24 protein-coding genes are annotated in these 25,541 nt (G+C 45.5%); 9 read left to right on the top strand and 15 right to left on the bottom strand.

Annotated elements, in window-relative coordinates:
* Positions 1–507: 507 nt before the first annotated feature.
* The 8 genes from KJS52_RS19650 to KJS52_RS19685 all read right to left on the bottom strand — a co-directional run bounded on the left by KJS52_RS19650 (position 508) and on the right by KJS52_RS19685 (position 8,630).
* Positions 508–1,623, bottom strand: a complete 1,116-nt coding sequence (locus KJS52_RS19650; RefSeq protein ID WP_213518606.1) for a YhgE/Pip domain-containing protein — start codon at positions 1,621–1,623, stop codon at positions 508–510.
* A gap of 60 nt (positions 1,624–1,683) precedes the next feature.
* Positions 1,684–2,259: a TetR/AcrR family transcriptional regulator gene (locus KJS52_RS19655; protein WP_213518608.1), complete on the bottom strand. Its 576-nt coding sequence runs from the start codon at positions 2,257–2,259 to the stop codon at positions 1,684–1,686.
* A 94-nt stretch (positions 2,260–2,353) separates the two neighbouring features.
* Complete coding sequence (locus tag KJS52_RS19660; protein WP_213518610.1) at positions 2,354–3,010, bottom strand: CPBP family intramembrane glutamic endopeptidase; 657 nt, start codon at positions 3,008–3,010, stop codon at positions 2,354–2,356.
* Between the two features lie 21 nt (positions 3,011–3,031).
* The gene (locus KJS52_RS19665; protein WP_213518612.1) at positions 3,032–3,628 is read right to left on the bottom strand and encodes a TetR/AcrR family transcriptional regulator; all 597 of its coding nucleotides are present in this window, start codon (positions 3,626–3,628) and stop codon (positions 3,032–3,034) included.
* A gap of 184 nt (positions 3,629–3,812) precedes the next feature.
* Positions 3,813–4,589, bottom strand: a complete 777-nt coding sequence (locus tag KJS52_RS27540) for a collagen-like domain-containing protein (protein ID WP_246563777.1) — start codon at positions 4,587–4,589, stop codon at positions 3,813–3,815.
* A gap of 263 nt (positions 4,590–4,852) precedes the next feature.
* Positions 4,853–6,274, bottom strand: a complete 1,422-nt coding sequence (gene araA, locus KJS52_RS19675; protein ID WP_213518614.1) for an L-arabinose isomerase — start codon at positions 6,272–6,274, stop codon at positions 4,853–4,855.
* A gap of 41 nt (positions 6,275–6,315) precedes the next feature.
* Entirely contained in the window at positions 6,316–7,011 is a 696-nt protein-coding gene (locus KJS52_RS19680) for an L-ribulose-5-phosphate 4-epimerase (RefSeq protein WP_213518616.1), read from the bottom strand.
* A gap of 2 nt (positions 7,012–7,013) precedes the next feature.
* Complete coding sequence (locus KJS52_RS19685) at positions 7,014–8,630, bottom strand: xylulokinase (RefSeq protein WP_213518618.1); 1,617 nt, start codon at positions 8,628–8,630, stop codon at positions 7,014–7,016.
* A gap of 309 nt (positions 8,631–8,939) precedes the next feature.
* Here KJS52_RS19685 and KJS52_RS19690 point away from each other — a divergent pair, with 309 nt between their 5' ends.
* Together KJS52_RS19690 and KJS52_RS19695 are read left to right on the top strand one after the other, a co-directional pair.
* Positions 8,940–10,031, top strand: a complete 1,092-nt coding sequence (locus tag KJS52_RS19690) for a GntR family transcriptional regulator (protein ID WP_213518897.1) — start codon at positions 8,940–8,942, stop codon at positions 10,029–10,031.
* Positions 10,032–10,071: 40 nt separating this feature from the next.
* Positions 10,072–10,857, top strand: coding sequence for a nucleotidyltransferase domain-containing protein (locus KJS52_RS19695; protein WP_213518620.1), 786 nt, complete (start codon positions 10,072–10,074; stop codon positions 10,855–10,857).
* 21 nt (positions 10,858–10,878) lie between these two features.
* On the opposite strand, the gene KJS52_RS19700 is transcribed toward KJS52_RS19695, so the two are convergent.
* Complete coding sequence (locus KJS52_RS19700; RefSeq protein WP_213518621.1) at positions 10,879–11,325, bottom strand: MerR family transcriptional regulator; 447 nt, start codon at positions 11,323–11,325, stop codon at positions 10,879–10,881.
* Positions 11,326–11,500: 175 nt separating this feature from the next.
* Here KJS52_RS19700 and KJS52_RS19705 point away from each other — a divergent pair, with 175 nt between their 5' ends.
* On the top strand, positions 11,501–12,349 hold the full coding sequence (locus KJS52_RS19705; RefSeq protein WP_213518623.1) for an SDR family NAD(P)-dependent oxidoreductase: 849 nt from the start codon (positions 11,501–11,503) through the stop codon (positions 12,347–12,349).
* Between the two features lie 5 nt (positions 12,350–12,354).
* Here the strand turns inward: KJS52_RS19705 and KJS52_RS19710 are convergent, their stop codons facing one another.
* Positions 12,355–12,603 carry a hypothetical protein gene (locus KJS52_RS19710; RefSeq protein WP_246563779.1) on the bottom strand — a complete coding sequence of 83 codons (249 nt, stop codon included), beginning with the start codon at positions 12,601–12,603 and terminating at the stop codon, positions 12,355–12,357.
* A gap of 88 nt (positions 12,604–12,691) precedes the next feature.
* Between KJS52_RS19710 and KJS52_RS19715 the strand changes: the two genes are divergently transcribed.
* The gene (locus tag KJS52_RS19715) at positions 12,692–13,297 is read left to right on the top strand and encodes a TetR/AcrR family transcriptional regulator (protein ID WP_213518626.1); all 606 of its coding nucleotides are present in this window, start codon (positions 12,692–12,694) and stop codon (positions 13,295–13,297) included.
* 110 nt (positions 13,298–13,407) lie between these two features.
* Here the strand turns inward: KJS52_RS19715 and KJS52_RS19720 are convergent, their stop codons facing one another.
* The 3 genes from KJS52_RS19720 to KJS52_RS19730 form a co-directional block, all read right to left on the bottom strand.
* Positions 13,408–16,620 carry an amidase family protein gene (locus KJS52_RS19720; protein WP_246563781.1) on the bottom strand — a complete coding sequence of 1,071 codons (3,213 nt, stop codon included), beginning with the start codon at positions 16,618–16,620 and terminating at the stop codon, positions 13,408–13,410.
* Positions 16,621–17,119: 499 nt separating this feature from the next.
* On the bottom strand, positions 17,120–17,890 hold the full coding sequence (locus KJS52_RS19725; RefSeq protein ID WP_213518628.1) for a TerC family protein: 771 nt from the start codon (positions 17,888–17,890) through the stop codon (positions 17,120–17,122).
* 816 nt (positions 17,891–18,706) lie between these two features.
* Entirely contained in the window at positions 18,707–19,075 is a 369-nt protein-coding gene (locus tag KJS52_RS19730) for a VOC family protein (RefSeq protein ID WP_213518630.1), read from the bottom strand.
* Positions 19,076–19,249: 174 nt separating this feature from the next.
* On the opposite strand from KJS52_RS19730, the gene KJS52_RS19735 reads away from it, so the two are divergent.
* The 5 genes from KJS52_RS19735 (at position 19,250) to KJS52_RS19755 (ending at position 23,981) form a co-directional block, all read left to right on the top strand.
* Positions 19,250–19,828 carry a TetR/AcrR family transcriptional regulator gene (locus KJS52_RS19735; protein ID WP_213518632.1) on the top strand — a complete coding sequence of 193 codons (579 nt, stop codon included), beginning with the start codon at positions 19,250–19,252 and terminating at the stop codon, positions 19,826–19,828.
* A gap of 76 nt (positions 19,829–19,904) precedes the next feature.
* On the top strand, positions 19,905–20,615 hold the full coding sequence (locus tag KJS52_RS19740) for an SDR family oxidoreductase (RefSeq protein WP_213518634.1): 711 nt from the start codon (positions 19,905–19,907) through the stop codon (positions 20,613–20,615).
* Positions 20,616–20,656: 41 nt separating this feature from the next.
* Complete coding sequence (locus KJS52_RS19745; protein WP_213518636.1) at positions 20,657–21,691, top strand: zinc-binding alcohol dehydrogenase family protein; 1,035 nt, start codon at positions 20,657–20,659, stop codon at positions 21,689–21,691.
* Between the two features lie 152 nt (positions 21,692–21,843).
* Positions 21,844–23,463 carry an RNA polymerase sigma factor gene (locus KJS52_RS19750; RefSeq protein WP_213518637.1) on the top strand — a complete coding sequence of 540 codons (1,620 nt, stop codon included), beginning with the start codon at positions 21,844–21,846 and terminating at the stop codon, positions 23,461–23,463.
* A 113-nt stretch (positions 23,464–23,576) separates the two neighbouring features.
* Entirely contained in the window at positions 23,577–23,981 is a 405-nt protein-coding gene (locus KJS52_RS19755; protein ID WP_213518639.1) for a VOC family protein, read from the top strand.
* Between the two features lie 119 nt (positions 23,982–24,100).
* Here KJS52_RS19755 and KJS52_RS19760 read toward each other — a convergent pair whose 3' ends face one another.
* Both KJS52_RS19760 and KJS52_RS19765 read right to left on the bottom strand, forming a co-directional pair.
* Positions 24,101–24,556 (bottom strand): DinB family protein, encoded by a 456-nt coding sequence (locus KJS52_RS19760; protein ID WP_213518641.1) that lies wholly within the window; start codon positions 24,554–24,556, stop codon positions 24,101–24,103.
* Between the two features lie 52 nt (positions 24,557–24,608).
* Positions 24,609–25,469, bottom strand: coding sequence for a DUF4261 domain-containing protein (locus KJS52_RS19765; protein ID WP_213518648.1), 861 nt, complete (start codon positions 25,467–25,469; stop codon positions 24,609–24,611).
* Positions 25,470–25,541: the final 72 nt, after the last annotated feature.

The raw sequence follows: 25,541 nt of genomic DNA on the forward strand, positions 1-25,541 counted from the left end.
CAATTCTTTCATGCCTTGATCTGTTAGATACATCCGGTTTCCCTTGTTCGCCGCTTGTGCACACTCGACAAACATCATTAACATAATATTTCATAAGCTTATATCGTAATACTACACACCATCGTACTACATGTATATTCATATTCCACTTAAATTGAACAGCCCTTCATTAGGTATGCATCCCTAACAGGAGCATAGTTCAATTTACAATTCTATCTGAGTTTCACAGCCGCATTATTATATTTCAGATAATCAATTTTCATGTTAATCTTCAGTTTATGTAAGCTTAAGCCCTAATAAACGTAACAGATATATATAACAGTAAAATACTATTATAGCATAGAATGTTTTTCTGTGCAATGGAATGCTATCAACTTGAAGCAGCCAACTACATTTATACACCTATCAAAAAACTACCGATTGATTCCGCAGAATAAGCAATGTGATTGACGATGGCTAAGAGCCCTTGAGACTCAGGTTCTCTCAGGCTCTTCGTTTTTGTGCGGTTTAGCTCACTGTCATTTTCTCTTTGCTTTTGGATAGCGCTGCTCTAAGTACAGTCACACTAAATGTAATAAGGATAATTGCCGCTAACATTTTCATTTCTCCAGTTACGTTCGTGCCGCCATAAATAATGGAAAAATAACCGCTGGCGCCGTAGGTTGCCGGGAAAATATTGCTTAAGGATTGATAAAAATCCGATAATAGCGCTCGAGGAACGATAACACCTGCCGTTACAAGCTGAATGGAAAGACTAACAATATTGAAGAGCATACCAGCCAAGCCGAATACGACAGTGAACATTTGAGTTAAACATAAAAACGCCAAGTATACTAAAACTTGGAACATAAAGCCTTCCCATACACTTACATGCAGCTCAAACTTAAAAAGCAACAGCAAGCTGATCGTTAGTGCGGAAAGAAGCACAGAAACGATGAATTGAATCAAAAAGCGGGAAAATAATATCGACCATTTGTTATGGAACGGCGCGAGCTTTTGACTTGCTTGAAATAAATTCATACTCATAAGCATGCTTCCTACAAACGATGCGAGCACCACCAGAAGCGGTATCATCGAGGCAGCGAAGCCTTCTGTTTGATTTAGCTTGATGATTTCCGGCTGCACGCCTTGCATCGATAGCGATTGTACGCCATCCTTTATATACGCCTCTGGAGCATTGATGACTTGCTCTTTTTTCATAGCAAACACTTGCTCATTAATCTTTGCTGTAGCCTCCTTCGCTGCATTCTCCATTATTTGTTTGGATAACGAAGGGCTCGCTTGATTGATATAGTATGTCATCACAGCTGTATTTGCTGCAATGTCTTCTGTAAAGCTTTGTGGAACGACAATCAGCATATCAAGCTCTCGTTTATTTAGCTGTTCGGTTCCATCGCTTTGTTGAGCAATTGTTGTTGTTGTGAAGGGCAAGCTCTCTGTAAGCAGGCTGGAATTAAACGAAGCGTCATCATTTACAACTCCTACCTTCAAATTATTCATGCGATCGGTAACGCCATCATAAGCAGTTAACCATACTGTGAAAAAAATGAGCAAAAAAGTAAATGCAACGCCAATTCCGACAAAGGTTAGATTGGACTTAAAAAATGATTTAAATGTGTTCATGCTAATTTCCTCCTTTTTATTAAAGCAAGTACTTGCTTGCATTTAGTATAAAATTTTTTGCTAGGGCTTTAAGCCTCTAGCAAAAAGAAACGTGCTTTGCTGTAAAAATTCATCCTGGTCAACTGCTATGAGCTGCTGACCAAACCTTGCCTTTGAAATGAAGTAGCCAAAGTTAAGCCATACAAAATTCATCGCTTGCAGCTCAATATTGACATCGACAATTTTATTTTTCTGTCTCATTTCTGCCAAGTAATTATAAACGACGCTTTTGAAGGATTGCGGAAACTTGGATATAAGCTCATTCAGCTCTGGATAATTGCCAGCCTCACGAAAGCCGATCAACACGATGTCGCGAATGGAATCAAGCCTTTCTTGATACGTTTTAGCGATTAAACATAAATCCTTCTCCAAATCCCATGAAAGCTCACTCAAAAAACGTTCGTCATATACGGTTTGAAACGTCATGCTGTCCACAACCGCTTCAAATAATCCTTGTTTGCTGCCGAAATGTCTAAAGATCGTTACTTCATTAACTCCTGATGCAATTGCGATCTCTTTTGTCGTTGTACCTTTAAAGCCTTTTGAAACAAATAAAGAGACAGTCGCCTCGATTATTTTTTTCCTGGTATCATCCATTGTCTTCATCCTTTGCATGCAAGTGGATACTTACATTTTAGTGAATGAGCTTGACAATTGCAACCATTTCTTTTTTGATCCAGCGCAAGCTTTGCTACATTGCAGGCGGCACGTAAATATTCAAAAACGTTAAAACCGTCAAATTGCCGATATCGACAATAAAATGCGACAGCACAACATAACGCAAGCTTTTCGTTTTTAAATAAGTGATTGCCCAGACGATCCCCGCCACAAATAAAAAGATATACAAATGATAGGATCTGTTGGCTGCTGAAAAAACGCCCCACATTAGCGGATGGCTGATCATAAAAAGTATTGTTGTAAACAAAACAGCAGCCCATTGAGGAAATTTAAGGAGCAGCCTATCCAATAAAATGCCGCGCCAGTAATACTCCTCAAGCAAGGGATTAATGAGTGCGAATAAAAGCCAAAATACTACTAACCAAACGGAGTCAAACAAATGATAGTTCATCACTAGAATCGTTAAAGGAAACATGCCAAGCAGCAATGTGATCGTTATCCACACAGGGGCTTTCCTTGATTTTTTCAACCAATGAGCTAGAGGCTTGTCACCCTTAAACCTCCAAATACAATAGCCCATCGAGCTCCAGTATACGATTGCAAGCGGCACCCAAGCCCAGCCTTCAATCAAAGCGTTAAAGGCTGTAGCGGTTAAAAAGCCTAGCCCTATAATGACAAATGGCGAAGCGAGCACGCTCCAAAATGCTTTATCTCGAGTTTGTATCCTCATCCCATTCCTCTTCCCTGATCATTATTTGAACATTTTTATTATCAGCTCTGCATCTGGCACCGGAGCTTGAGGCCATTGCAATTTATTAATGGCAAGACCTTGAATGAAGGCATAATAAGCAACCGCTAATTGAACCGGGTCCTGTTGAATAATTTCCTGGCGTTGCTGTCCTTCCACAATTAGAGGAACGAGACAGCTTACGGGTGATTTGAACTCCGGTGAGCTTAGCAGCTGCTTCACTTCGTCTGGCACAGCATCAGAGGTGCTAGCTTGAATCATAATTAAAAACAATAAGATATACTGCCCTTCAGAAAAGCTTTGGAAAATTTGCTCTGTCATCCATTTAATTTTTGCAAGTGGCGTTCCGGCTTGCAGCTGCGACTGTTCTATAATTTGCACCGAGCTGTCTGCCGCTCTGCGAACTAAACGCGTAAATATTTCTTCCTTCGATGCAAAATAATGATAGACGAGTCCGTGGCTTAAATGAGCTTCCTTGGCAATATCACTTATCTTTGTCGCCACCATTCCCCGTCTTGAAAACACATTTAAGGCAGCATGTAAAATATCCTCGCTTCTTTGATTCCGGATTTCTAAATTTTGCTCCCTAGACCTTGGCATTAGCGCGCAGCTCCTTTTGATTGAATAACCAGTCAATTAAAAATAAAATAAATTCCCGACATTGTCAATTCATCTGCCCACACTTTACATTAATTTAATGTTCAAGCACAAGCAATGAAAAAGCTCTCCACCCAAATGTAATCGAGTGAAGAGCTATACCAACTGCAAGCGACGACGAGTGCCTTTATGATGATGCAGGAACAAAATTAATCGGAGTCACAACTATCAGAACATTTTCGATATCCATGGCAGTCACAGCACCATACGCATTATTATCCCAGTACAAACTAAGACTAACTTTGATTTGGGTTGCAGATTGTGTACTATAATAGCTCGTAAAATAGAAAGGAATCGTAACTGGATTGGTGTAATTAGGTATTGAAGCAAAATAGGAGTTGATATATGTGGTTGAGTTATATACGCTGAAATATCCACTGTACTGATTTCCATTGCCTGTTATCGTCACATTACTGAACATTTCATACCTGTAGCTACCTGGAGATAGATTTAAAATTTGACTCGAAATGACGATGTCCTCGATATTCGATCCCCAGGTTTGTCCAGTAGTTTCATAATAGGTTCCCATTCCAAATGTACCCGTTGGACCAGTAGCACCCTGCGGACCTGTCGCACCAGTTTGTCCCGTATCCCCTGTTGGACCTGCCGGGCCCGTATCTCCTGTCGGGCCTGTTTCTCCCGTTGGGCCCGTTGGACCCGTATCTCCTGTCGGGCCCACCGAACCACTTCCTGAAGGACCAGTTGCTCCTGCCGGGCCTGTTGGACCAGTTGCTCCTGCTGATCCTGTTGAGCCCGTTGCTCCTGCTGATCCTGTTGGGCCGGTTGCTCCCGGCTCGCCATTAAAGCCATTTTGTCCATTTAAGCCTCTTGGTCCTGTTGGGCCCGTCGGACCAGTAGGGCCGCTATCCTGTAGAGCCTGCGAATCATCGTTTTCTGTCGTCATATCCCATTCTCCCTTACATCAAAATAGCTCTCGGAACTGCGATGCGGCTAAAGCGTTCATTTTCACTCGCCCCAATTGACATCAAGCTGTTCCAAGAAACTTGCTCTTACATAAGGCAATCATAAAATGTCACATTTTATGGATATGATGCAGACTCCATATTTACGACTGAAGTTAAAAAAGTAGAGGGTGTAAATTCGATCAAAGATCGAGCTCACACCCTCTTTAAGGCTCATATATTGCTGACAAACTATCAGCGAGTATTATTTAATAACGACATATTCCAGGTTAACGAGCTTCGCGTACGTCACGATTTGGTCTGTTGTCAAGTTCAAGGAAACGACCGTATGGTGACCGCCGCCATTCTCGATCCAGGCTTTCACTCCATCCTGGAAGTTCGGCTTCACTTTCCAAAGCACGCGTGCAACAGGAAGCTTAGGAGCCGGAACGGTTGGCTCAAACGCAGAGACCTCGTTAATAAGTAATTTGTAATGAGTGCCGAAGTCAGCCATCGATACAACTACACCTTCGCCAGCTTTGCCGTCGAACACAAGACGCGCCGGATCTTCACGATCACCAATGCCAAGCGGAGATACAACAATTTTCGGCTTATTGCTTGCCAGGGACGGATCTACCTCAAGCATATGAGATTGCAGAATCGCTTCCTGACCAGCCGCCATTTCGTAGGTGTAATCCTCCATAAAGCCAGTGTTTTGATTGCGGCTCATCACCTTCAGCAAGCGATCAAGCGCCGCTGTTTTCCAGTCGCCTTCGCCTGCAAAGCCGTAGCCTTGTGCCATTAGACGCTGTACAGCAAGGCCCGGAAGCTGCTTCATGCCATGCAAATCTTCAAAGTTTGTCGTGAAGGCATTATAGCCCTTCTCATCCAGGAAACGTTTTAGCGCAATTTCATAGCTAGCTTGAATTCTGACGCTGGCTTCCCAAGCTTCCTTGCTGTTCGCGCCGTATTCGAAATCGTAAAGCTCCGCATACTGGGCCATCAACTGATCGATTTCCTGCTCTGTAACAGCATTCACATATTGTACAAGATCGCCAATGCCGTAATAATCAACGGTCCAGCCAAATTGAATTTGCGCTTCAACCTTATCGCCTTCGGTTACGCCAACATTGCGCATATTGTCGCCAAAGCGCGCTACTTTAATATTGAAGCTTTCATTGTAAGCAACCGCAACGTCCATCCAATCCGCAATTTGCTGCTGTACCTCTGGGCGCTCCCAGTAGCCTACCACGATTTTGTTTTGTTTGTTCAAGCGAGCATTAATGAAGCCGTATTCGCGGTCACCGTGAGCGGCCTGATTCAAATTCATGAAATCCATGTCAATCGTTGCCCAAGGAATGCTTTCATTGTATTGAGTAGCCAGGTGCAGCAACGGCTTCTGCAGCAATTTAGTGCCGCGAATCCACATTTTCGCAGGAGAGAATGTGTGCATCCAAGTGATGACGCCTGCTACCTCGTCGCGATAGTTGACCTCTTTCATAATGCTCGTAATTTTATCCGCGCTGACAGCCAAATCCTGAAGAACAAGCGGATATGGCAGCACACCGCTGTTATTCAAGGCATCCGTCATCGTCTGTGCGTGAGCCTTTACTTCTGCTAGCGCTTCTTCCCCGTACAAATGCTGCGAACCTACAACGAACCAAAACTGTTTAGTAGCTGTTGACATATGAATCCTCCTCATTTTGAATGGATATGGGTTGATGACAATTACTTTTGCCCGTAATAAGCATCTTTTCCGTGCTTGCGAAGATAATGTTTATCCAGAATGCCCTGCGGCAGTTCTTTGGCAAAATGGTTTAGCTGACGCGCATACAAATTCATTTTGCATACCTCTTCCAGCACAACGCTGTTAACGACCGCTGACTTCACATCTTTTCCCCATGTGAAAGGCGCATGTCCCTGCAGCAGAACTGCCGGAATCGCCATCACATCAAGACCTCGTTTCTCGAACGTTTCAATGATGACATGCCCTGTTTCGACCTCATACCCCCGGTCGATCTCCTCCTGGGTAAGAAAGCGAGCGCATGGAACAGCACCATAGAAGGTATCAGCATGCGTCGTTCCCATTACCGGAACATCAAGTCCTGCTTGCGCCCAGATCGTTGCCCAGGTCGAGTGCGTATGCACGATGCCGCCAATCTCTGGATAATGCTTGTACAGTACAGCATGCGTTGCCGTGTCGGAGGACGGTCGCAAATCTCCCTCTACAACATTGCCATCGAGATCGACTACTACCATATCGCTTGGCTTCATCGTCTCATAGCTTACACCGCTCGGTTTAATCACGAAAAGTCCGCTGTCCCGATCGATGCCGCTTGCATTGCCCCATGTGAATTTAACAAGTCCGTGCTTTGGCAGCTCCAGATTCGCTTCATAAACTTCTTCCTTCAGTTGTTCCAACATTGTTAAGCCCTCCCGTTCTCAAGCAAATGGTCTACAGCAGCCTGTTCAATGGCCAGCCCTGCCCGATACCGTTCAATAAATGCTTCAAAGCCGTTAACATCTACTGGATCCGGGGTAATTTCTTCACCCGCAACATCCTGGAATACCTTCTGCGCAAGGAAATCGTCCAGGCTTTCTGCTTGATCCTTGTTGATCATATAAGATGCGAGCAGCGCCATTCCCCATGCTCCGCCTTCTCCGGCTGTAGTCATCACCGACACAGGCACGTTCAGCGCAGCAGCCAGCATTTTCTGTCCGACAACTGGCGTTTTGAACAGTCCCCCGTGAGCTAGTATGCTATCAATCGCCACATGCTCATTCTCGGTCAAGATGTCCATCCCGATCTTCAGCGCGCCGAATGCTGTGAACAGATGCGTCCGCATAAAGTTGGCAAGGTTAAATCTGCTTTCAGGTGAGCGAACGAACAACGGACGGCCTTGCTCAAGTCCCGTAATATTCTCGCCCGACAAATAACCGTAGCTCAGCAGTCCTCCGCCATCAGGATCGGCCTCAAGCGCCTTGTTCAACAGTACGCTGAACAGCTTGCCAGAATCGGCTCCTAAGCCCATTGCCTCGGAAAACTCACGGAATAAATCCATCCATGCGTTAAGGTCGCTTGAGCAGTTGTTCGCATGCACCATAGCGACTGGACTGCCGCTTGGAGTTGTAACCATGTCGATCTCTGGATACACCTTGGACAATTCCTTCTCCAATACAATCATCGCAAAAACAGAAGTCCCGACGGAGATGTTGCCCGTGCGCTTTCTGACGCTGTTCGTCGCCACCATGCCCGTACCCGCATCACCTTCAGGCGGGCAGAGCGGAATGCCAGCAGCAAGATCCTGCTGCGGGTCCAATATACCAGCTCCCGCTTCCGTCAGCTCGCCGGCATGCTGGCCGGAAAGATATACTTTAGGAAGAAGCTCCTCAAGCTTCCACGGGTAGCCTTTCTCGGCAATCAGCTCGTCGAATTGCTTGACCATCGCAGGATGGTAGTTATGCGTCGTTTCATCAATCGGGAATATGCCGGATGCATCTCCGATGCCAATCGCTTTATTGCCGGTCAATAGCCAATGGATGTATCCGGCTAGCGTGGTCACATAATCGATGCGCGGCACATGCTCCTCTTCATTCAAAATTGCCTGATACAAATGAGCGATGCTCCAGCGCTCCGGTATATTGAATTGAAATAAGTCCGTTAATTTCCTTGCTGCTGCACCAGTCGTCGCATTGCGCCAGGTGCGGAATGGCACCAGCAATTTACCCTGGCTGTCAAAAGCCATATATCCGTGCATCATCGCAGAGAATCCGATCGAGCCGATTGTGCGGAGGATGACACCGTATTTGCTTTCCACTTCCTGCTTCATTTCTCGATAAGCAGCTTGAAGGCCGGCTATAATCGTCTCCTGATCGTAGGTCCAATATCCATCCTTCAATTGGTTTTCCCATTCGAAGCTTCCAGATGCAATCGTATTGAAATGACGATCAATCAGCACTGCCTTAATCCGCGTAGATCCAAACTCGATGCCTAGCGATGTTTCTCCTCTAGTTATCGCATCTTTCAAGTCAGTATGATTCATAATGATACATGTCCCCTTTCTGTTCGCTGTTTTAACTCGGAAACCTATCATTTTCATCTAAAGAAGGCGCTTCCCTTCATAACAATTTCAGTATAATTTTTTGTACGTACATTTGTCAATATCATATAGTAGTTATACTTACATATATAATTGCTGCAATTTAGCTTGAAACCCGGGCTCCCTTACGGTTAAACGTACCGTACAACTTGCTGCTTTCGACAATAATTGACGCTATGTTTTTCAAATTTTGAAATTAATGCTAGAATATATACGTACAACTTTATGAACATGATGAAAGAAGTGGACGATGTGAAGCCAAAATACCAGGTCATCATTGATGAAATAAAAAGCAATATTTTATCGGGAGCGTATAAGGCAGGCGAGCAGATTCCATCGGAGTTTGCGCTGCAGGAAATTTACAATGTAAGCCGTCAAACCGTTCGCAAAGCGATTCTGGAGCTATCGAATGAGGGGTTTTTAAGAAGCGAGAAGGGCTCCGGCACGTACGTCAGCAGCCAGTACAGAAGCAGATCGACTGGAAAAACAACGAATAAAACGATCGGCGTGATCACGACCTATATTTCCGACTATATCTTCCCTTCGATCATTCGCGGCATTGAAAGTCGGTTAAACGAAGACAACTATTCCTTGCTGCTGGCAAGCACCAATAATGATGTCGTACAAGAAAAGAAGGCGCTGGAAATGATGCTGTCCTACGGCTTGGATGGAATGATAGTCGAGCCTACCAGAAGCAATGTTTACAATCCCAATATTGCGTACTATTTAGCGTTTCAAGAGCAGGATGTCCCGTTCGTCATGATCAATGCCTATTACGAGGAGCTGGAGGTTCCATTCTTCTGTCTCGATGATGTGCAGTCCAGCTATTTGGCAACGAGTGAGCTAATCGCGAAAGGACATACTCAGATCGGAATTATCGCAAAAATGGATGATTTGCAAGGGAAGTATCGCATGAAAGGATTCATCAAAGCACTTGGGGAAGCCAGATTAAAGTTCCAGCCAGAGCATGTGCTTTCGTTCGATACCGCGACGAAGCCTGATTTGTCCGTTAACCTGGAAGCATATCTTAGTGATCATCTTGACGGATTAACCGCATTAGTATGCTACAACGACGAGGTTGGCCTAGAGGTCGTGCAGGTATGCAGGAAGCTGGGAATCTCGGTACCTGAGCAGCTGTCGATCATCGGTCAGGACAATTCGTATATCGCCAAAAACGCGAACATTAAGCTAACTACTCTTACACACCCGCAAGAACAGATGGGTCGCGATGCAGCGGACTGGATCATTAAGCGGCTGCAGGGCAAAAAGGATCTGCCTGCAAGCACCATCTATCAGCCTGAATTCATTGAAGGGGAAACTGTTAAAGCAATCGAAGGAAAATAAATTAAGGAACGAATTGAAATCCATTTATGGAGTTGGTCAAATGTATCCACATCATCAAATTGCCATTAACGCTATTACCGACAAGTTGAAGATCAGACCAGAAGTTCAAGGAGTTATTATTGGAGGTTCTGTGGCGCATGGCTTCGCCAATGAATCGTCAGACATCGATATTATGATCGTCTACTCCGACGAGGACTATGCACGCTCCCGATCAACCTATAATTTGGGCTACTTTGAAACGGAAGCCTGCGCTTATGAGGGTGGGTATGTGGATGGCAAAATTATATCGCCCTCCTTCATTAAGCAAGTTGCAGAGTTCGGGAGTGAGCCGGCGAAATTTGCTTTTCAGGATGCATTTCTTACCTACTCCAACATTGACGGGCTGCAGCAGTTAGTCACTGCCGCAGCAAAATATCCGGTAGATAAAAAAGAGGAGAACATGCAAAAGTTCTATGCTCAATTTGAAACCTGGAAATGGTACTACTACGAAGGGTTGAAACGCGACAATCGTTTATTGATTGACCATAGTCTAACCCAGTATCTATTTTTCGCAGGAAGGCTGATATTGGCATACAATGAAATACTGTTCCCATCCTACAAGTGGTTCCTGAAGGCTTTGCAGGAGGTTCCGAGCAAGCCGAAAGACTTAATGACCGACATCGATCTGGTACTTGAGAAACGAACGCCGGAAGCCGTTGAGAAGCTGTACAAGAGCATAGTAGAATTCCATAACTGGTACGCTGCGGAGCATCATTGGACGGTTCAATTCATGGTGGATAGCCAATTGAACTGGCTGGACGGGCCAGTGCCCGTGCTTGATTTGTAATCCATCCCGCAAACCGCCTGCTTAAAAATAATTGTTCTGCGCAGTCGAGGCAGGCGGCTTTTCTTGCGACTCTTTCTTCGTGCTGCACGAATCATCCGGACGACGGTACCTTCCCGCTTCCAGCTTCATATCGATAAAGTCAACGACCTGCTGCAGCGAGTCAATTTGGCTGACGATATTTTCCCGGTGCTTCTTTAGACGCTCCACCAATTCAGGATATTCTGCGGGATCAGCATCGGCGGTAACCGTCAAAAACGGCCGCATTTCCTCCAGCGGCATCCCCGTCTTTTTCAGGCAGGAAATCAATTGGAGTGTTTGGATGTCCTCCTGTCGATAAATGCGATGGCCGTTTTCCTTGCGCTCCGCTCGGGGCAGCAACGCGATCTTTTCATAGTAACGAATCGTGTCCTCGGAAATGCCGCTTTGCTCTGCTGCTTGCTTGATCGTAAAGGTTTGCTCCGCCTTCATTCTCGTCCCCCCAAACATATTTTATTATGCATTATACATCTTGGAGCTGGCTCCAAGTCAAACTGTTCTCCAATAAGCCAAGCCTCATTCTCCACTCCTTGACTTGGAGTCGACTCCAAGTTTTACAATGAGCGCATCCAGGGAAATATCCCTGTTTCAGAAGGAGTGAGAGACAATGAACAGATCACAACCTAAATATACCGCATTAATTACTGGTGCAAACGCCGGGATCGGCCTGGAGTTAGCACGGAAACTGCTGGCGGAAGGCTGGCAGGTAGTTGCTTTGAATCGTTCGGAGTTTCCGGCAGACGATGCAAGCATCGAAAAAGCGCGCAAAAGCAGTCAGCTGCGCATTTATAAAGTGACCGACCTCGCGGATTACGGGGGCTTGAGAAGAGCGCTGCAGCAGATCAAATCCAACGAGCATCAGATTGATATTTTGTTTAACAACGCTGGCGGCAGCTTTCCAGAGCTAAGTTATTCAAAGCAAGGGCGAGAGAAGCATTACGAGGTAATGACGGTAGTGCCGTATATTGTATTGATGGAATTAAAGGAGCTCCTTAAAAACGGCAGCTTAAAAACGGTAATTAACACCTCAACCTCAGCCATCAAATTTACGAAGGAATTGAGCATTGAAATTTTGGAGCGGCCTAAAACGTTCCGCAAGCTGATTGGCCCGTATGCCACCTCCAAGCTGGCGCTGTCGCTATGGTCTCAGGCCATCGCACCGCAGCTTGCCAAGGATGACATCAAAATCCGCAGTGTAGATCCAGGCGGCAACAATACGCTAAGAAAAGGGAAAAATTCCGGTCTGCCTTTATTGGTCAAGCCATTGATGAAGCTGTTCTTCCCCCCGCCAACTAAAGGGGCGAGTCTGCTGTATGAAGGTGCTCTTGGAAAACAGCGAACTAAGAGCGGCGTATTTTTATTAAAGGGTCAGGTTGCGGAATTAAAGTTTCAGAATCAGGCACAGCATGTACTGGATAGGGTAAAGGCGATTTACGAGCATGAATTTTTACAATAGCTTTTTTAAGTCAGCAAGCGTCGACCGAGCTGCAGGCGTGCTTCAAGCTCAATTCTATACTTGCAATCCTCGCAGCAATGCATGCCTTGCCGGTCCCGCTTTACATAGTCGTATGCCTGAGTTCCTTCGAACACTATAAACTCGTTTTTGCAAATGTAACAGGTCGCATGAAAGCGAAATCCATCGGAGTAGCTTTGCACGAAAATCCCTCCCGTTGTCGCAATAAGATGCAGCGCCATTGACGTGGCAGCCACGATACGTTATAACAATATAAAAATCAAAATAACACACTGTGCTATTTATTTTAATACAGTGTACTAAATAAAACAAGAGGTGTGTACCTTGCCTAAAATCGTGGACCACGAACAAAAAAGGAGACTGATTGCCGAATCGGCTTGGCATATTATCGAAACAAAAGGGATTGAGCATGCTTCTATTCGTGCCGTTGCCGCTGCAGCAAAATTGTCGCCGGGCGCGTTGCGCCATTATTTTTCGACGCAGGATGAGCTGCTGCTGTTTATCGTGGATTACTACCTGACAAGAGCAGCACAGAATGCAGAAGGACTGGAAATTAGCCATATCCCGTTGAAAGCCGCAAAGGAAGTGCTGTTAGAGCTGCTGCCTATGAATTCGGAAAAACGAACGGCAATCAGCGTCTGGTGGGTATTTGCCATTCGTTCGCTCACAAGCTCAGCCCTGCAGGCAAAAATGAACGAGCTTACGGACGGACTTCACCACCTGACTAAAACGGTTCTCGGCCTGCTCGCTGATGCGGAGCTGCTTCTCCCGTCAATAGATATCGAGCTTGAAAAGCTTAGATTAGCCGCAGTCGTCGAAGGCTTGAACATCCTTGCATTGCTTCGCCCGGAGCAGTATACACCTGAAACGATTGAGCGGATCATCAGCTCGCATCTGCGCGAGCTTTGTCGGCCGCGCGCAGGACAATAAAAATTGAGCGGCGGCAAGCAAGAAGAAGGGTGTAGAGATTGTCAGTTTTCGCTGACCACCTGTACACCCTTCGTATGACTTAAGCTAATAGCTGTAACATCGAATGCATCCTATTGCAAAGCTTGCAGCAGTCGAGTCATAATTGTAGCAAACTCTGCCCTAGTAATTGCTTGGTTAGGCTTGAACGTTCCATCCGCATAGCCTGTTACAATTTCATGCGCAGCCAGTGCATCAATATACGCATATGACCATGCGCTTGTACTTACATCTTTGAAGGAAGCTGCGCCATTCCCCTCCAATTTAAATGCTCTAGTCATGAGAGCAGCCAGCTCTGCACGGCTAATCATATCGTTTGGTCGGAATGAGCCGTCGCTATAGCCTTGCATTAAACCGGATTGGAAAGCCGCGCCGATATATGAGCTTGCCCAGTGGCTTGCAGGAACATCAGTAAAGCTGCTTGCCTGGCCCTCCAAGCCCAGATAGGTTGCAATCACTTTAATCGATTCTGCACGAGTCAGGCTATGGTCTGGACGGAAGCTTCCATCTGGATAGCCGCTTAATAAGCCTTTTGAGATCAGCAGATCAATGTTGGCTTTAGCCCAGTGTCCTTCTGTATCGGTAAAGCTAATCTCTTCTGTTGGGTCCTGCTCATCTTGAGGTGTTTCCGTTGCATCGTCCCCCGGTGGAGTGGTAGGTCCACCATTGTTATCGCCGCCACTTGGCGGTGGTGTAGAACCGCCTCCATTGTTGCCGCCGCTTGGTGGAGGTGTCGTGCCGCCTCCATTGCCGCCGCCCGGATTAGTAGGCGCAGAACCGTCTACATAGGTTAGTGCAGGCGCAAATTGTGTAAGCAATCTTGCCTTTGTTTGTTGTTCTAGCGCATACCCCATGCCTAAAATATTGGCATCATCCCATGCTCGCCCTACTAGCTGCATAGCGATTGAATAGCCGCTTGGACTAACACCGACAGGAACAACTACAGTTGGCAATCCTACATTAGAGGTCAAGACGCCAGTCGCACGATCAGAGCTTAGTTGGCTTGTTGCGCCATCATTATTGTACACATCGCTTATGAAGCCAGCATAGACGACGCTATCTACGTCATACTCGTCCATCCATTGCTTAATCACCTCTTTGTATGCTGTTCTGTATTCAATATAGGCTTGTACCTCGCTTTCCGTCATGCGTGGACGCTCAGTGTAGTTTCTTTGGTTATATGAAAGTACCTTATCAGAAGCCAGAAGCCGATCGCCATTTTCATAAGGGAAATCATCATGTAGCTCAATATAACGAGCCCAGCCTTCCGTTGAACCATTTATACCGCTAGGTCGCTGAGGCGCACTTGGCGGGGCGCTCATTTCGACCATAGTTGCTCCAGCAGCCTCTAGCTCAGAGAATTTATCCATTACAGCTTGTCCTGTACCGTCATCAGCAAATGAAGATACAAAGGAAGAAGGAATATAACCAATTCGCTTGCCTTGCAGGGCATCAAGCTGTAGCGCCTCGGTCCAATCAGCAGGACGTTTCGCATCTGCATCGACTGTTAGCATATCAAGCGGATCAGTGCCGGTAGTTGCATTTAATAGATAGGCCAGGTCAGTTACAGTACGGGCGATTGGGCCCGCATAGTCTTGTCCCCATGTTAAAGGCATGACGCCGCGTGTACTAGCCATGCCATCTGTGCCGCGGAACGTTGTAAGGCTCGCTCCTACGCTTGGTGCATAAAGAGATACCCCTGTTTGCGAACCCATAGCCGCTGCTGCAAAGTTTGCCGAAACAGATACTGCAGATCCGCCGCTTGAACCAAATGATGTTTTAGACGGATATAGCGCATTCCATGTTTGCATCCATCCGCTTTCACTGAAGCTTCCGCTATTCGCAAACTCAGACGTGTTGACCTTGCCAATAATAACTGCGCCGGCTTCTCTCAGCTTCTCTACTTGGTAAGCATCGGATTTGGGCTGCCAGCCTTCAAGAGCTCTACTGCCGCCAGTCGTTGGCATGTCCTTCGTGTCATAAATATCTTTAATGGCAATTGGGATGCCTAGCAGCTCGCCAGTACGGCCTTCTCGACGAGCGAGATCGGCTGCTTTAGCTTGCTCGATGGCAGATTCGGACACATGGAGAAAGGAATGAAAGCCTAATTGCCCTAAATCATAGGCTGTAATTCGATCTAAATAAGCACGTGTAATTTGTTCAGAGGTCGTAATGCCCTTCTCCATATCTGCTTGCATTTCAGCAATCGATTTATTGATCACATCATATGGAGAAGAGGTTACAAGTTTAGGCAATGCAGGTGCTGCCGGAATATCAAGACGTGTTACTGCTTCACATGCGTCCACATCCACGCCTGCAATGGCAGACAAATCCCAGTTGCTGATCGTACAAATTTGCGCCTCGCTCAAATTGGTTACATCTGGCTGAGTCGTTAATTCACCCAGAGCAGTAACGGTGCTGGCTACTCCTGCTTCACCTGTTTGCCCAACAAGGACATAGCGAGCAAGCGATTTCGTTTCACCCGGCTCAATCGTCAAGCTGTGAATGAAGCCATAAAAGTTTGCATCATTGCCGGAAGTCGCTAAAGGCGTCGTGAACGGATTTTTTTGCTGGTTGCCGGTACCGGTTAGGGCGCCTTCAAATGGAGCAGATGAGCCTAAAACAATTCCTACAGGCAAATCACCCTCTCGGTTATTGCCTATCAGCACCCAGGAATCCTCGGGTGTAATCGTTAAATCCTCTGAGGAGGTGGCCTTGACTTGGCTTGCATATTCTCCTGTACCATAGCCTAAAGAGCCGCCAAATGATACGTCTACCGTTACAGCAGCGCCGGTTGTGTTGGTGAAGCTATCAAAAAATCTCGTTTTGTTATGCGTACTATCGAAATAAATATTACGTGTAATGAGTACTTCGCCTAAATTTACAGATTGCGTTGTATTAAAGGAATTCACATTATCAAATTCCAGGCCAAAGCCTCGCATCATTTGCCCATTCATTATTGGTTCTGGGGTAGAGGATACCTGGACAAAAATATTACCGAAACCTTGTGCTTGCGTTGATACAATTCTGCGCAAGCTGCCTGTATCCAGATTCGGAGCAAAGGAGTCGTGAAACTCCCATACTGTTCCGCTTTCAGAGGTGAGATTGGTTAACGCATTGGCAGACTGAAACGGAAGCACTCCGGTCATTACAACTGATAATGCCAGCGTTGCAGCTAGTGCTTTCTTTTTGCTCCAGTTTAATTTTGTGTGTGATCGTTCAGAGGGAGAGGAAGAAGAGGTGACATTGCGCGTGGTAGACTTAAATGCATCCTTTAGATTAATCAAAATGGCTCAGCTCCTTCATATTATGCATAGAAACTTATATACTATAAATTAATGTAATGAAATATAATACCAATCTATCAAATTGGTCAATAGTCTTTAAATTTTTAGTAGATTAATTCACATGAATAATGATAAATTTTGTGATTCGCTAACATAAATTTTAATTAACTGAATTTTACTAGTATTTTATGTAATGTTTATTAACACGAAATATAAGATGTACTACTCAAGAGCGATATATAACTAAGCGATACTTCTATAAAAAAACAGCAGCCCCGGTTCTCATCTATTGAGAACCAGGGCTGCTGTTTCAACTTTACATTTCTATCTGTTAAAGGTCTTTCCCGTATCACGTAAAAATACACCTGGATTAGAATACAAATGATTCGAAAGTAAATCTATTAATCCTGTTAAATTCACATCATTTTATGATTTCACAGCCACTTATGTAAAACAGCCCTCGCCGTCTGAGGCAAGAGCTGTTTTAGCCAGATATATTTCAGGTCTTTTCAACCTGTTTTTTATTCGATGGCGCGAACCAGCCAAGCAGAGCAATCGCAACCAGTACCCCATAGAATATTAGTGTCCAGGCTGTGCTATGTGGAAAATGATGCTCCAGCACACCGATGTCTTCGTGAGCCAATGTAATGACGGCCAGCTTTACGCCGACCCACGCTACGATTGCATAAGCAGTCGTCTCAAGAGCAGGACGCTGTGAAAGCAGCTTAACGAACCAAGTAGCCGCGAATTTGATTAGCACAAGACCGGCGATGCCTCCAATTAGAACAACGAGGAATTTGCCTCCGTCCATTCCGCCAAAATTGCCAAGCGGCGAATCCGGCAGACCAAGCGCCAAGGCTACTGCTGCAAGAATGGAATCAATCGCAAAGGCAAGGTCCGCAATCGCGATTTTCCCAACAGTTGGCCAGAACCCTTTCCCTGCAGCTTCCTTTTTCGTTTCCTCTTGATTTTTCTCATTTTTCTTACCGAAACGAGCTTTTACGATATGGTTTATCCCGAGATAAAGCAGGTAAGCCGCTCCAATCGCCTGAATTTGCCATACATTTGCAATAAATGAGATTGCAAACAGCGCGGCAAAGCGAAAAACAAAAGCCATAATAATCCCGTAGTTAATGGCTCTCTTCTTCTGATCATCCGGCAAGTGCTTTGCGATGACCGCCAACACAAGCGCATTATCCGCAGACAGCAAACCTTCCAAACCGATAAGAATCAGTAACGCCCATGCGTACTCCAACCAAATTGAATCCATCTTGAATTCTCACCTCATTAATTAGTGCGATACTAGGCTTGCAGCATTATGTAGATAATCTTTTCTTTACTGCCAAAGGTTATACGTTAAAAGTGGTCGAAGGAGTTCATTTTTTTATCCCGATAATTCGGTATTTTTCGTAAATCGCTCAGCTTATCGAGGTTCACCTGCCTATAATATTTCTCATGCAGCGCAAACTCATCCATTATTTCGAGATAAAGCCAATAATGTTCCGATTTCGTTCCGCATTACTATAACAAATCTATTTTAATGGGGCTTTTTCCTTTGTACAAGTGCCCCCCGCCATATTTATTTTGGTATCGTTACAGTAAAAGCTTTTGCAAAACATACCATGCTGCGTACAATACAAAAGCAATTATGGAAAAAAACACTGCAAGCAGCAATCCCCTTACAAACCTTATACATCCAATTCTGATCAATCCGTAACATCCGCCGTATACAATAAGTCCGACAGCAGCTCCAGCCAAAAATGCGTGAGGTGCACGCAACAGAATAATATAAAATATAAAGCTTAGCCCTAACAAAAAATAATTGATCCACAAAAACATAGCCGTTACTCGCCTTTGCATCAAGCTTCCCCCTATTAGCTTTTTGATGATCCTGCCTATACATTGATTAATAATACGAATTATGCCTAGACTTACCATCAATGTAAAGAAAAAACGTGTCCTTTTTCTATTTAAAGCTTAAAAAACCCGAATGCTTACATTTCGTAATGCATTCGGGACTTTTTTGCTCGGGCTTCAGTGATAATTGTATTTATTCGATCGCTTGAAACAAATCAAATTGATTGTTTTATAAATGCTGAAGGCCGATGCGGTTCCCTTCGCTGTCTATAAACATGCCTACATACCCAGCGTGATCGCCTAAGTAGGTTTTAGCCATAACCACTTGACCACCCGCTTCAGAAACCTTCGAAAGAATAATATCCAGATCAGGCCTTCCGTCGATATAGACCGTAACTCCATCTGGAGAAGGTGTATGATTTGGCCCCTTGACCAAAAGTCCTCCGTTCTGCTCCTCCTTAGCCGGGAAAAAAGCGTACTCCTCATCCCCCATCTGCATCGATTGCATCTCCATTGCTAAAATATGCTCATAAAATGCTTTCGCTCGCCCCATGTCCGATACAGGAATTTCCACCCAAATAAATACTCGATCTCTCATTGCTCATTCTCCATTCGCTTTAAAATTTGCTTGCTATTCTATTAGACGAATGAACGCTCGCAAAATCATCGGCCCTCCCTTATATGAAGAAGTCAATATATTTTGTTTAACCCGTTCCTTATTCTTTACTGATCGTTCTCAATATGCTATATTGAACTACAGGAGGGAAATAGCATGGCGAGAAGCAAGGAGTTTGATGAGAACGCAGTTCTAGATAAAGCGATGAGACTTTTCTGGGAACAAGGCTACGAGAAGACATCCATGACCGATCTGGTCGAGTTCATGGGAATTCATCGAAGAAGTTTGTATGACACATTTGGCGATAAACATACATTGTATTTAAAAGCAATGGATCGCTTTAATGAGAAAATCAACGCCGCTCTTGCAGCTGGAGTGAAACGTTCCAAAACAGCGAAGGAAGCGCTGCTGTTTATTTTTAACTTCATGATTGATGGGCAAGCAGACTCACCCCCCGGCTGTTTGATGGTAAATTCAGCAGTGGAGCTGGCGGCGCGCGATGCTGACGTTGATTTGAAATTCACTAAGATGTTTACAGTAGCAGAACAGCAACTCAAGGAAATTATACTTTGGGGCCAGCGAGACGGTGAATTCTCCAGCGATTACGACGCCGATGAATTGGCGGAATACGTGCACAATGTTTGGGTCGGATTAAGGGTAATGACAAGAACCTCGGTAGCCAAAGAAAAGCTTCATCGAATAGCAAATACATCGATAAAATTTTTAGAAGGGTGATTAATTTTTTTTCACTTAATTAGAACGATCGTTCTCAAATTGTGGATGGAAGTATATAACAAGGAGGATCATGTCTATGTCAATCAAGGTCGCGCTTGTAACAGGAGCAAATAAAGGAATCGGTTTCGAGGTCGCTAGACAGCTTGGACAGCAAGGGATCACGGTATTACTTGGCGCACGCACGAAGGCAGCCGCAGATGAATCAGCGAGCAAGCTGCATAACGAAGGTATTCAAGCCATTGGTGTGCAGTTGGAGGTCACGAATGCCGCTCATATTGCAGAATTGGCCAGTTTTATTAATGAGGAGTATGGTCGATTGGATATTCTGGTGAACAACGCTGGAATTCTGGTTGGCGCTCACGGCTATGACGGGGGTTTTTTACGGGACTCATTTGAAGTAAACACCTTCGCGCCATTCTTCATCACAGAAGCGTTGCTGCCGCTACTGCTTAAAAGTGATGCTGGAAGAATCGTAAACCAAAGCAGCGCTTTAGGGTCCATCGGTTTTATGGAAACGAATGAACAGGTGCAGAAATTAGCTACACCAGCATACTCTGCTTCCAAAGCCGCTCTGAACATGCTGACCGTATATTGGGCGCAAAAATGGAAGGATACCCATTTAAAGATAAATGCAGCCCATCCTGGCCTGGTCAGAACGCAAATGGGTGGTGAAAACGCAGAGCTGTCGGTGGAAGAGGGCGCGAAAACAGCAGTACGACTCGCTACCCTGCCTAATGACGGCCCGACAGGCGGATTCTTCTATATGGACAATCAGCTCCCATGGTAATAAAGCTTATATTGAAATGAATATGAAAGGATGAAAAGAAAATGACAAAGCAAGCGATGATGAAAGCGATTGGGTACTATAAACCAAAGGATGGAGTACCAGCATTTGAAGAGGTTAAAGTTGAGAGACCTCAAGCGTCGGGCAGAGATCTGCTCGTGGAAGTGAAGGCAGTATCTGTCAATCCAACGGATTGGCGCTCGCATATGGCTAAAAATCCTGAAGATTCTTCTTTAACGATAGCAGGTCGAGACGTAGCAGGTGTCGTGGTTGCGACCGGACCCGATTGCAACCTGTTTAAGGTTGGCGATCAAGTTTATTATTCTGGCAGCAACATTCGACCAGGCGGGTTCAGCGAGTTTCATTTGGTCGATGAACGAATTGTCGGCAGAAAGCCGCAAACACTTAATTACGCAGAAGCAGCTGCGCTACCGTTAACAACGATCACAGCATGGGAAGGCTTATATGACCGCTTGGGAATATCCAATAATCCGTCCGATAACAAAGGTAAAAGTATTTTGATCATTGGTGCTGCCGGAGGTGTTGGATCGATTGCTACTCAGCTGGCCAAGCTTGCCGGACTACAGGTCATCGCGACAGCATCACGCCCAGAATCAATTGAATGGACCAAGGAAAATGGTGCGGATCATGTTATCGATCATCGACAACCGCTAGAACCTCAACTTAAAAAGCTTGGCCTGCATGGCGTCAATTATATTTTCGTATTAAATAGTCCGGATCAGCATTTGGATGAGATGAAGAAAGTAATTTTGCCGCAAGGTAAAATCTGCTCGATCCTGCCATTCGAACAACCGGTTGATCTTGGCGCTTTCTTTGCAAAAAGCGTGACGTATGTTTGGGAACTAATGTTCACTCGCTCGCTGTTTCAGACGGATGATATGATTGAGCAGCACCGATTGCTTAATGAGGTGTCTCATTTGGTGGACTCCGGGAAAATACGAACAACATTAAAGGAGCGTTTGGCACCCATTAATCCAGATAATATGAAGGAAGCATTTCGCAAAAGTTTGTCCGGTAGTATGCTCGGTAAGATCGTATTAGAAGGCTTTGAAGAATGACTGTTCAAAGAAGGGTCCTGGCCTTGGCTCAAGAATATGATATATAGTTTTAAAAGTGGATTCTTAGCAAAAATTTTTTCCTTATCTGCCCAACCTTTTTCGTTTTCGTTGCAGTATTTAGGTGAGTGCCATTGAAAAGAAGGAGTTACGTCATGGATAAACAACAAGCCGACCGTGTAATTCAGGATTACATTAAGCCATTGTACGGATTTGCTTTGAACAGAACGGGCAATATCGCCGAAGCCGAGGAACTGGCGGGGAGAATTACGCTGGAGGTTTACCAAACGCTTCTCAAAAAGACGGAGTTTCTTGATCTGAATAGCTACGTCTTTAAGATTGCGCATTATGTGTGGGCGAAGTATGTCGATGAAAAAGTGAAAGCATCCAGCCAGCTGCGGATAGATGACAACGAGCTGATTTCCAAGGAAGAGGACTTCGACGAGATCATCCGTCAAGAAACAGCTGGTGCGCTGCGCAGGGAAATCGCTTTTTTATCTCACCAGCAACGGGAAATCGTAATCAAGTACTATTACGACGGCATGAAAATTAGCGAAATTGCGGCTGTAATGAGGCTTTCCGGCGGCACGGTCAAATGGCACTTATTCGAAGCGAAAAAGGAGCTGAAACACAAGATGAATACAATCCGATCGATTGGCAATCTTGGCATCAATCCGATCCGCATGTCAAGCTTAGGGCATAGTGGATCCCCGGGCAGCAAAGGAGATACTTCCGACTTTCTGGCGACGGCCATCAGACAAAACATCGCTTATTCTGCTTATCACAAGCCGCTTACGGTTAAGCAAATCGGCGAAGAACTCGGTATTTCGCCTGTATATGCTGAAGATGAGGTTGAAGTGCTTGAGGAATACGGTTTTTTGGATCAACTACCGGGCGGTAAATATCGTACCAATATGTATATCGAAGATCCATCCCAAACAAAAAGTGAGGCGCTTCACCGTTTGTTCGAAGAGTATGCCGAGATTGCGGTTGAGCATTATTTCAAGAGCTTTTTCTTGATGGATGATGCATTCAAAGGAACTGGAGTTTATATCCCGGACGGAGATATCCACCTGCTTCTGTGGAGCCTCATCCCCTATGCAAGCAAGCATCTGGCCTTTACTGAACTGGATAAGGTGAAGCATGAAGAGGTGTCGATTAGCCGCAAAGATGGCGGCCATTACGCAGCCTATGCTACGATCGACAGAGAGTTTGACGTTAGCTTTGATCGCAATTTATATCATGTTTGCGGCTTTATGAACCGAAATATCGATGAACTGTCACTAAAGGCATGGCAAGTCGATACGTGGTGGTGTGGCAGGGAAGGCGGTTGGAGAGACAATCTAGGCTCAGATTACGTCAGCCTGATGCATGTAATCAATGGAGATTTACCACAAAACCATACGAACCTCGATGCCTATCGACGTCTTTTTGACAAGCAGTATTTACTGCACACGGAAGCTGGCCCTGAAGTCAATATTGTTTATTGTAAAGATAAGCAAACTGGAGAACGTCTGCATGCGTTGCTTCCGCAACCTTCTGAACGAATTAAAGAAGCCGCATCGAAATTAGATCAGGCTGTCTATCTATTGAATCTTGACGGCCAGCCAGAGCATGCGCATAAATATGTACGTTATTGGTCGCAGAACAGCATGGCTTCCGGAACGATGAGTAGCTACGTGCTTAAACATTTAGTCGACATCGGTATGTTAAAGGTACCTGCGCCACAGCGCCAAAAAGGCATTTCAACGATGATGTTCATGAATCAAAGCTAGCGAAAAAGCAGTCAAAATAGCATGCACGACAGCAATCTTTATAACATTCGCTTTTGCTGCATGGAGTAGAGTATAGTAAAGGTAGTTGAAAATAAATTCCAGGAGGCATAGTTATGTCCCAAGAGATTTGGATTAATTTGCCGGTCAAAGATGTAGTGCGGTCAACTGCCTTTTTCAATGAAGTTGGACTCCATGCGGCGAGCGTTGGAAATGAGCGAGCCAGACTTGTCATAGGCGAGACAGCCATTTTGCTGTTCCCTGTGGCGGCATTTGAGAAATTTACAGGGTCAAAAGCTACAGATACTTCCCTAGATGCAGAAGTTATATTTTCCATAGGTGCTGAAAGCAGAGAAGAAGTAGATGCCTTTATTCAAAAAGTAGAGCTTGCCGGAGGCAGCATCTTTAGCAGGCCAAGTGAAATTGACGGTTGGATGTACGGCGCAGGATTTGCCGATCTGGACGGCCATCGTTGGAATCTGCTGTACATGGATCAAAGCAAAATGCCGAAACAGAGCTAATAGGGAACTCCGTGTCACCTGCTTATAGTTATTGTATTTTACGCCCCAATAATTCGAAATGCCCCGTTTAGGGGCATTTCGAACGGAGCAGGCCCTGATTCAACCAAGTCAAGGCCCTATTAAAGTCTCGCAAATGTAATGTAATCGACTTGGACGGGCTCCGCCGATTCAGCCCGAAGTGCCCGGTTGATCTGTCCTCGGTGATATTGCCCATGCAAGAGGACCTGCAGCAGGATGTCGCGGACAGACGTCTGGAACGGAACTCCGCTCTGGTTTGCATAGTCGATTATCTCGTCCAGCTTGGATTCCTCTAGCTCTTCGATATAAACGCGATATTGCTCGGCGTTTTCCTTGAACATTATCCGAACCTCTGACAGGTCTTCTGCTTCCTCCCACAACGAATATTGCGTGCTGCCTTTGCCTTGTAATCGGGACAGCCAGACTTGTTCCGCGACTGCAATGTGCCGAACCAGCTTCAAAAGGTCCTTGTTCTTCGTCCCACTCTCCTCGAGTGCGTCCAGAATGCGTTCGTCCGCCCAGTACATGTGCTCCGCCATGCGCTTGATCGTCTCCATTTTGGTTTCCCCCTTTTCGTCTTATCGTAATCCATTCATACATCGGTGGGATTTATTCTCGTTCTCCCGCTGCATATTCGCCCGGACAGATATCCATTACTTCTCTTGAAGGCTGGATTAAAGCCATTTCGAATCTGCAAGGCCAATGCACGTCCGGTGCCATTTCCCCGTCAAGCAAGCCGGCAATTGTTTCGCCGTCTCTTACTGGCACCTCCGCTTCAAACAAGTAGGCCGCGACACTAAATGCATGCCGTGACACGTCGTTCGGGTCCAATGTATGAAAATGATACTGGACATCTGGAAGCCCGAGCGCAAAAAGTCCAAGCGAGTCGATCAAGCTGTCATCCGTCCCATGAATAGTAAAGAAGCGGATATTCAAGCCAAACTGCAAGAAGCGAGCAGCTCCTTCATAAGGATTCTCGATAATTTCAGCTGTATGCATCAGCTTCCCGCTCGATGGAATCCAGATTGCGCAGCAGCTCGGAAACAGGCTTACAGCAGTCTCAAGCCAATCCGCCAACAAGTCGCAGCGCGATTTATAGTCCAGTCCCGCAGCCATGAAGTCGCTGATCATCAGCTTATAGCGGCATCTTTGCAAAACGTTCTCTGCATCCGGCATCGTCCAGAACTGAGTACGCTCCAGGTCCGTAATCGTATCCGATTGAAATGGAGTAACGTCCGCCATCATCACCTGGGCAGGCATCTCCCCGTCCTGATAGGTTACTTTATAGGCCTCGATCGCAAAGGAAGACAATGCATCGGCTGCCGAAACAGTGTCCGTTTTCCCGCAACGGGCTTCTAACGCAGTACGGATGACCTCCGCATTTGGCCGCTCCACTTGCTCCTCAAACAGCAGATACATTTGAAATAATCGTTGAAATTCACTTTTTTCGTCTAAATTTTGTTGCAGCACGCGTTCGCTCTCCATTCTCCCTTACCACTCCATTTCGCTGAATTGATGCATATGTCACTAACTAATAATACG

Origin of the sequence: Paenibacillus montaniterrae (assembly GCF_018403185.1) — a bacterium.
Lineage (GTDB): Bacteria > Bacillota > Bacilli > Paenibacillales > Paenibacillaceae > Pristimantibacillus > Pristimantibacillus montaniterrae.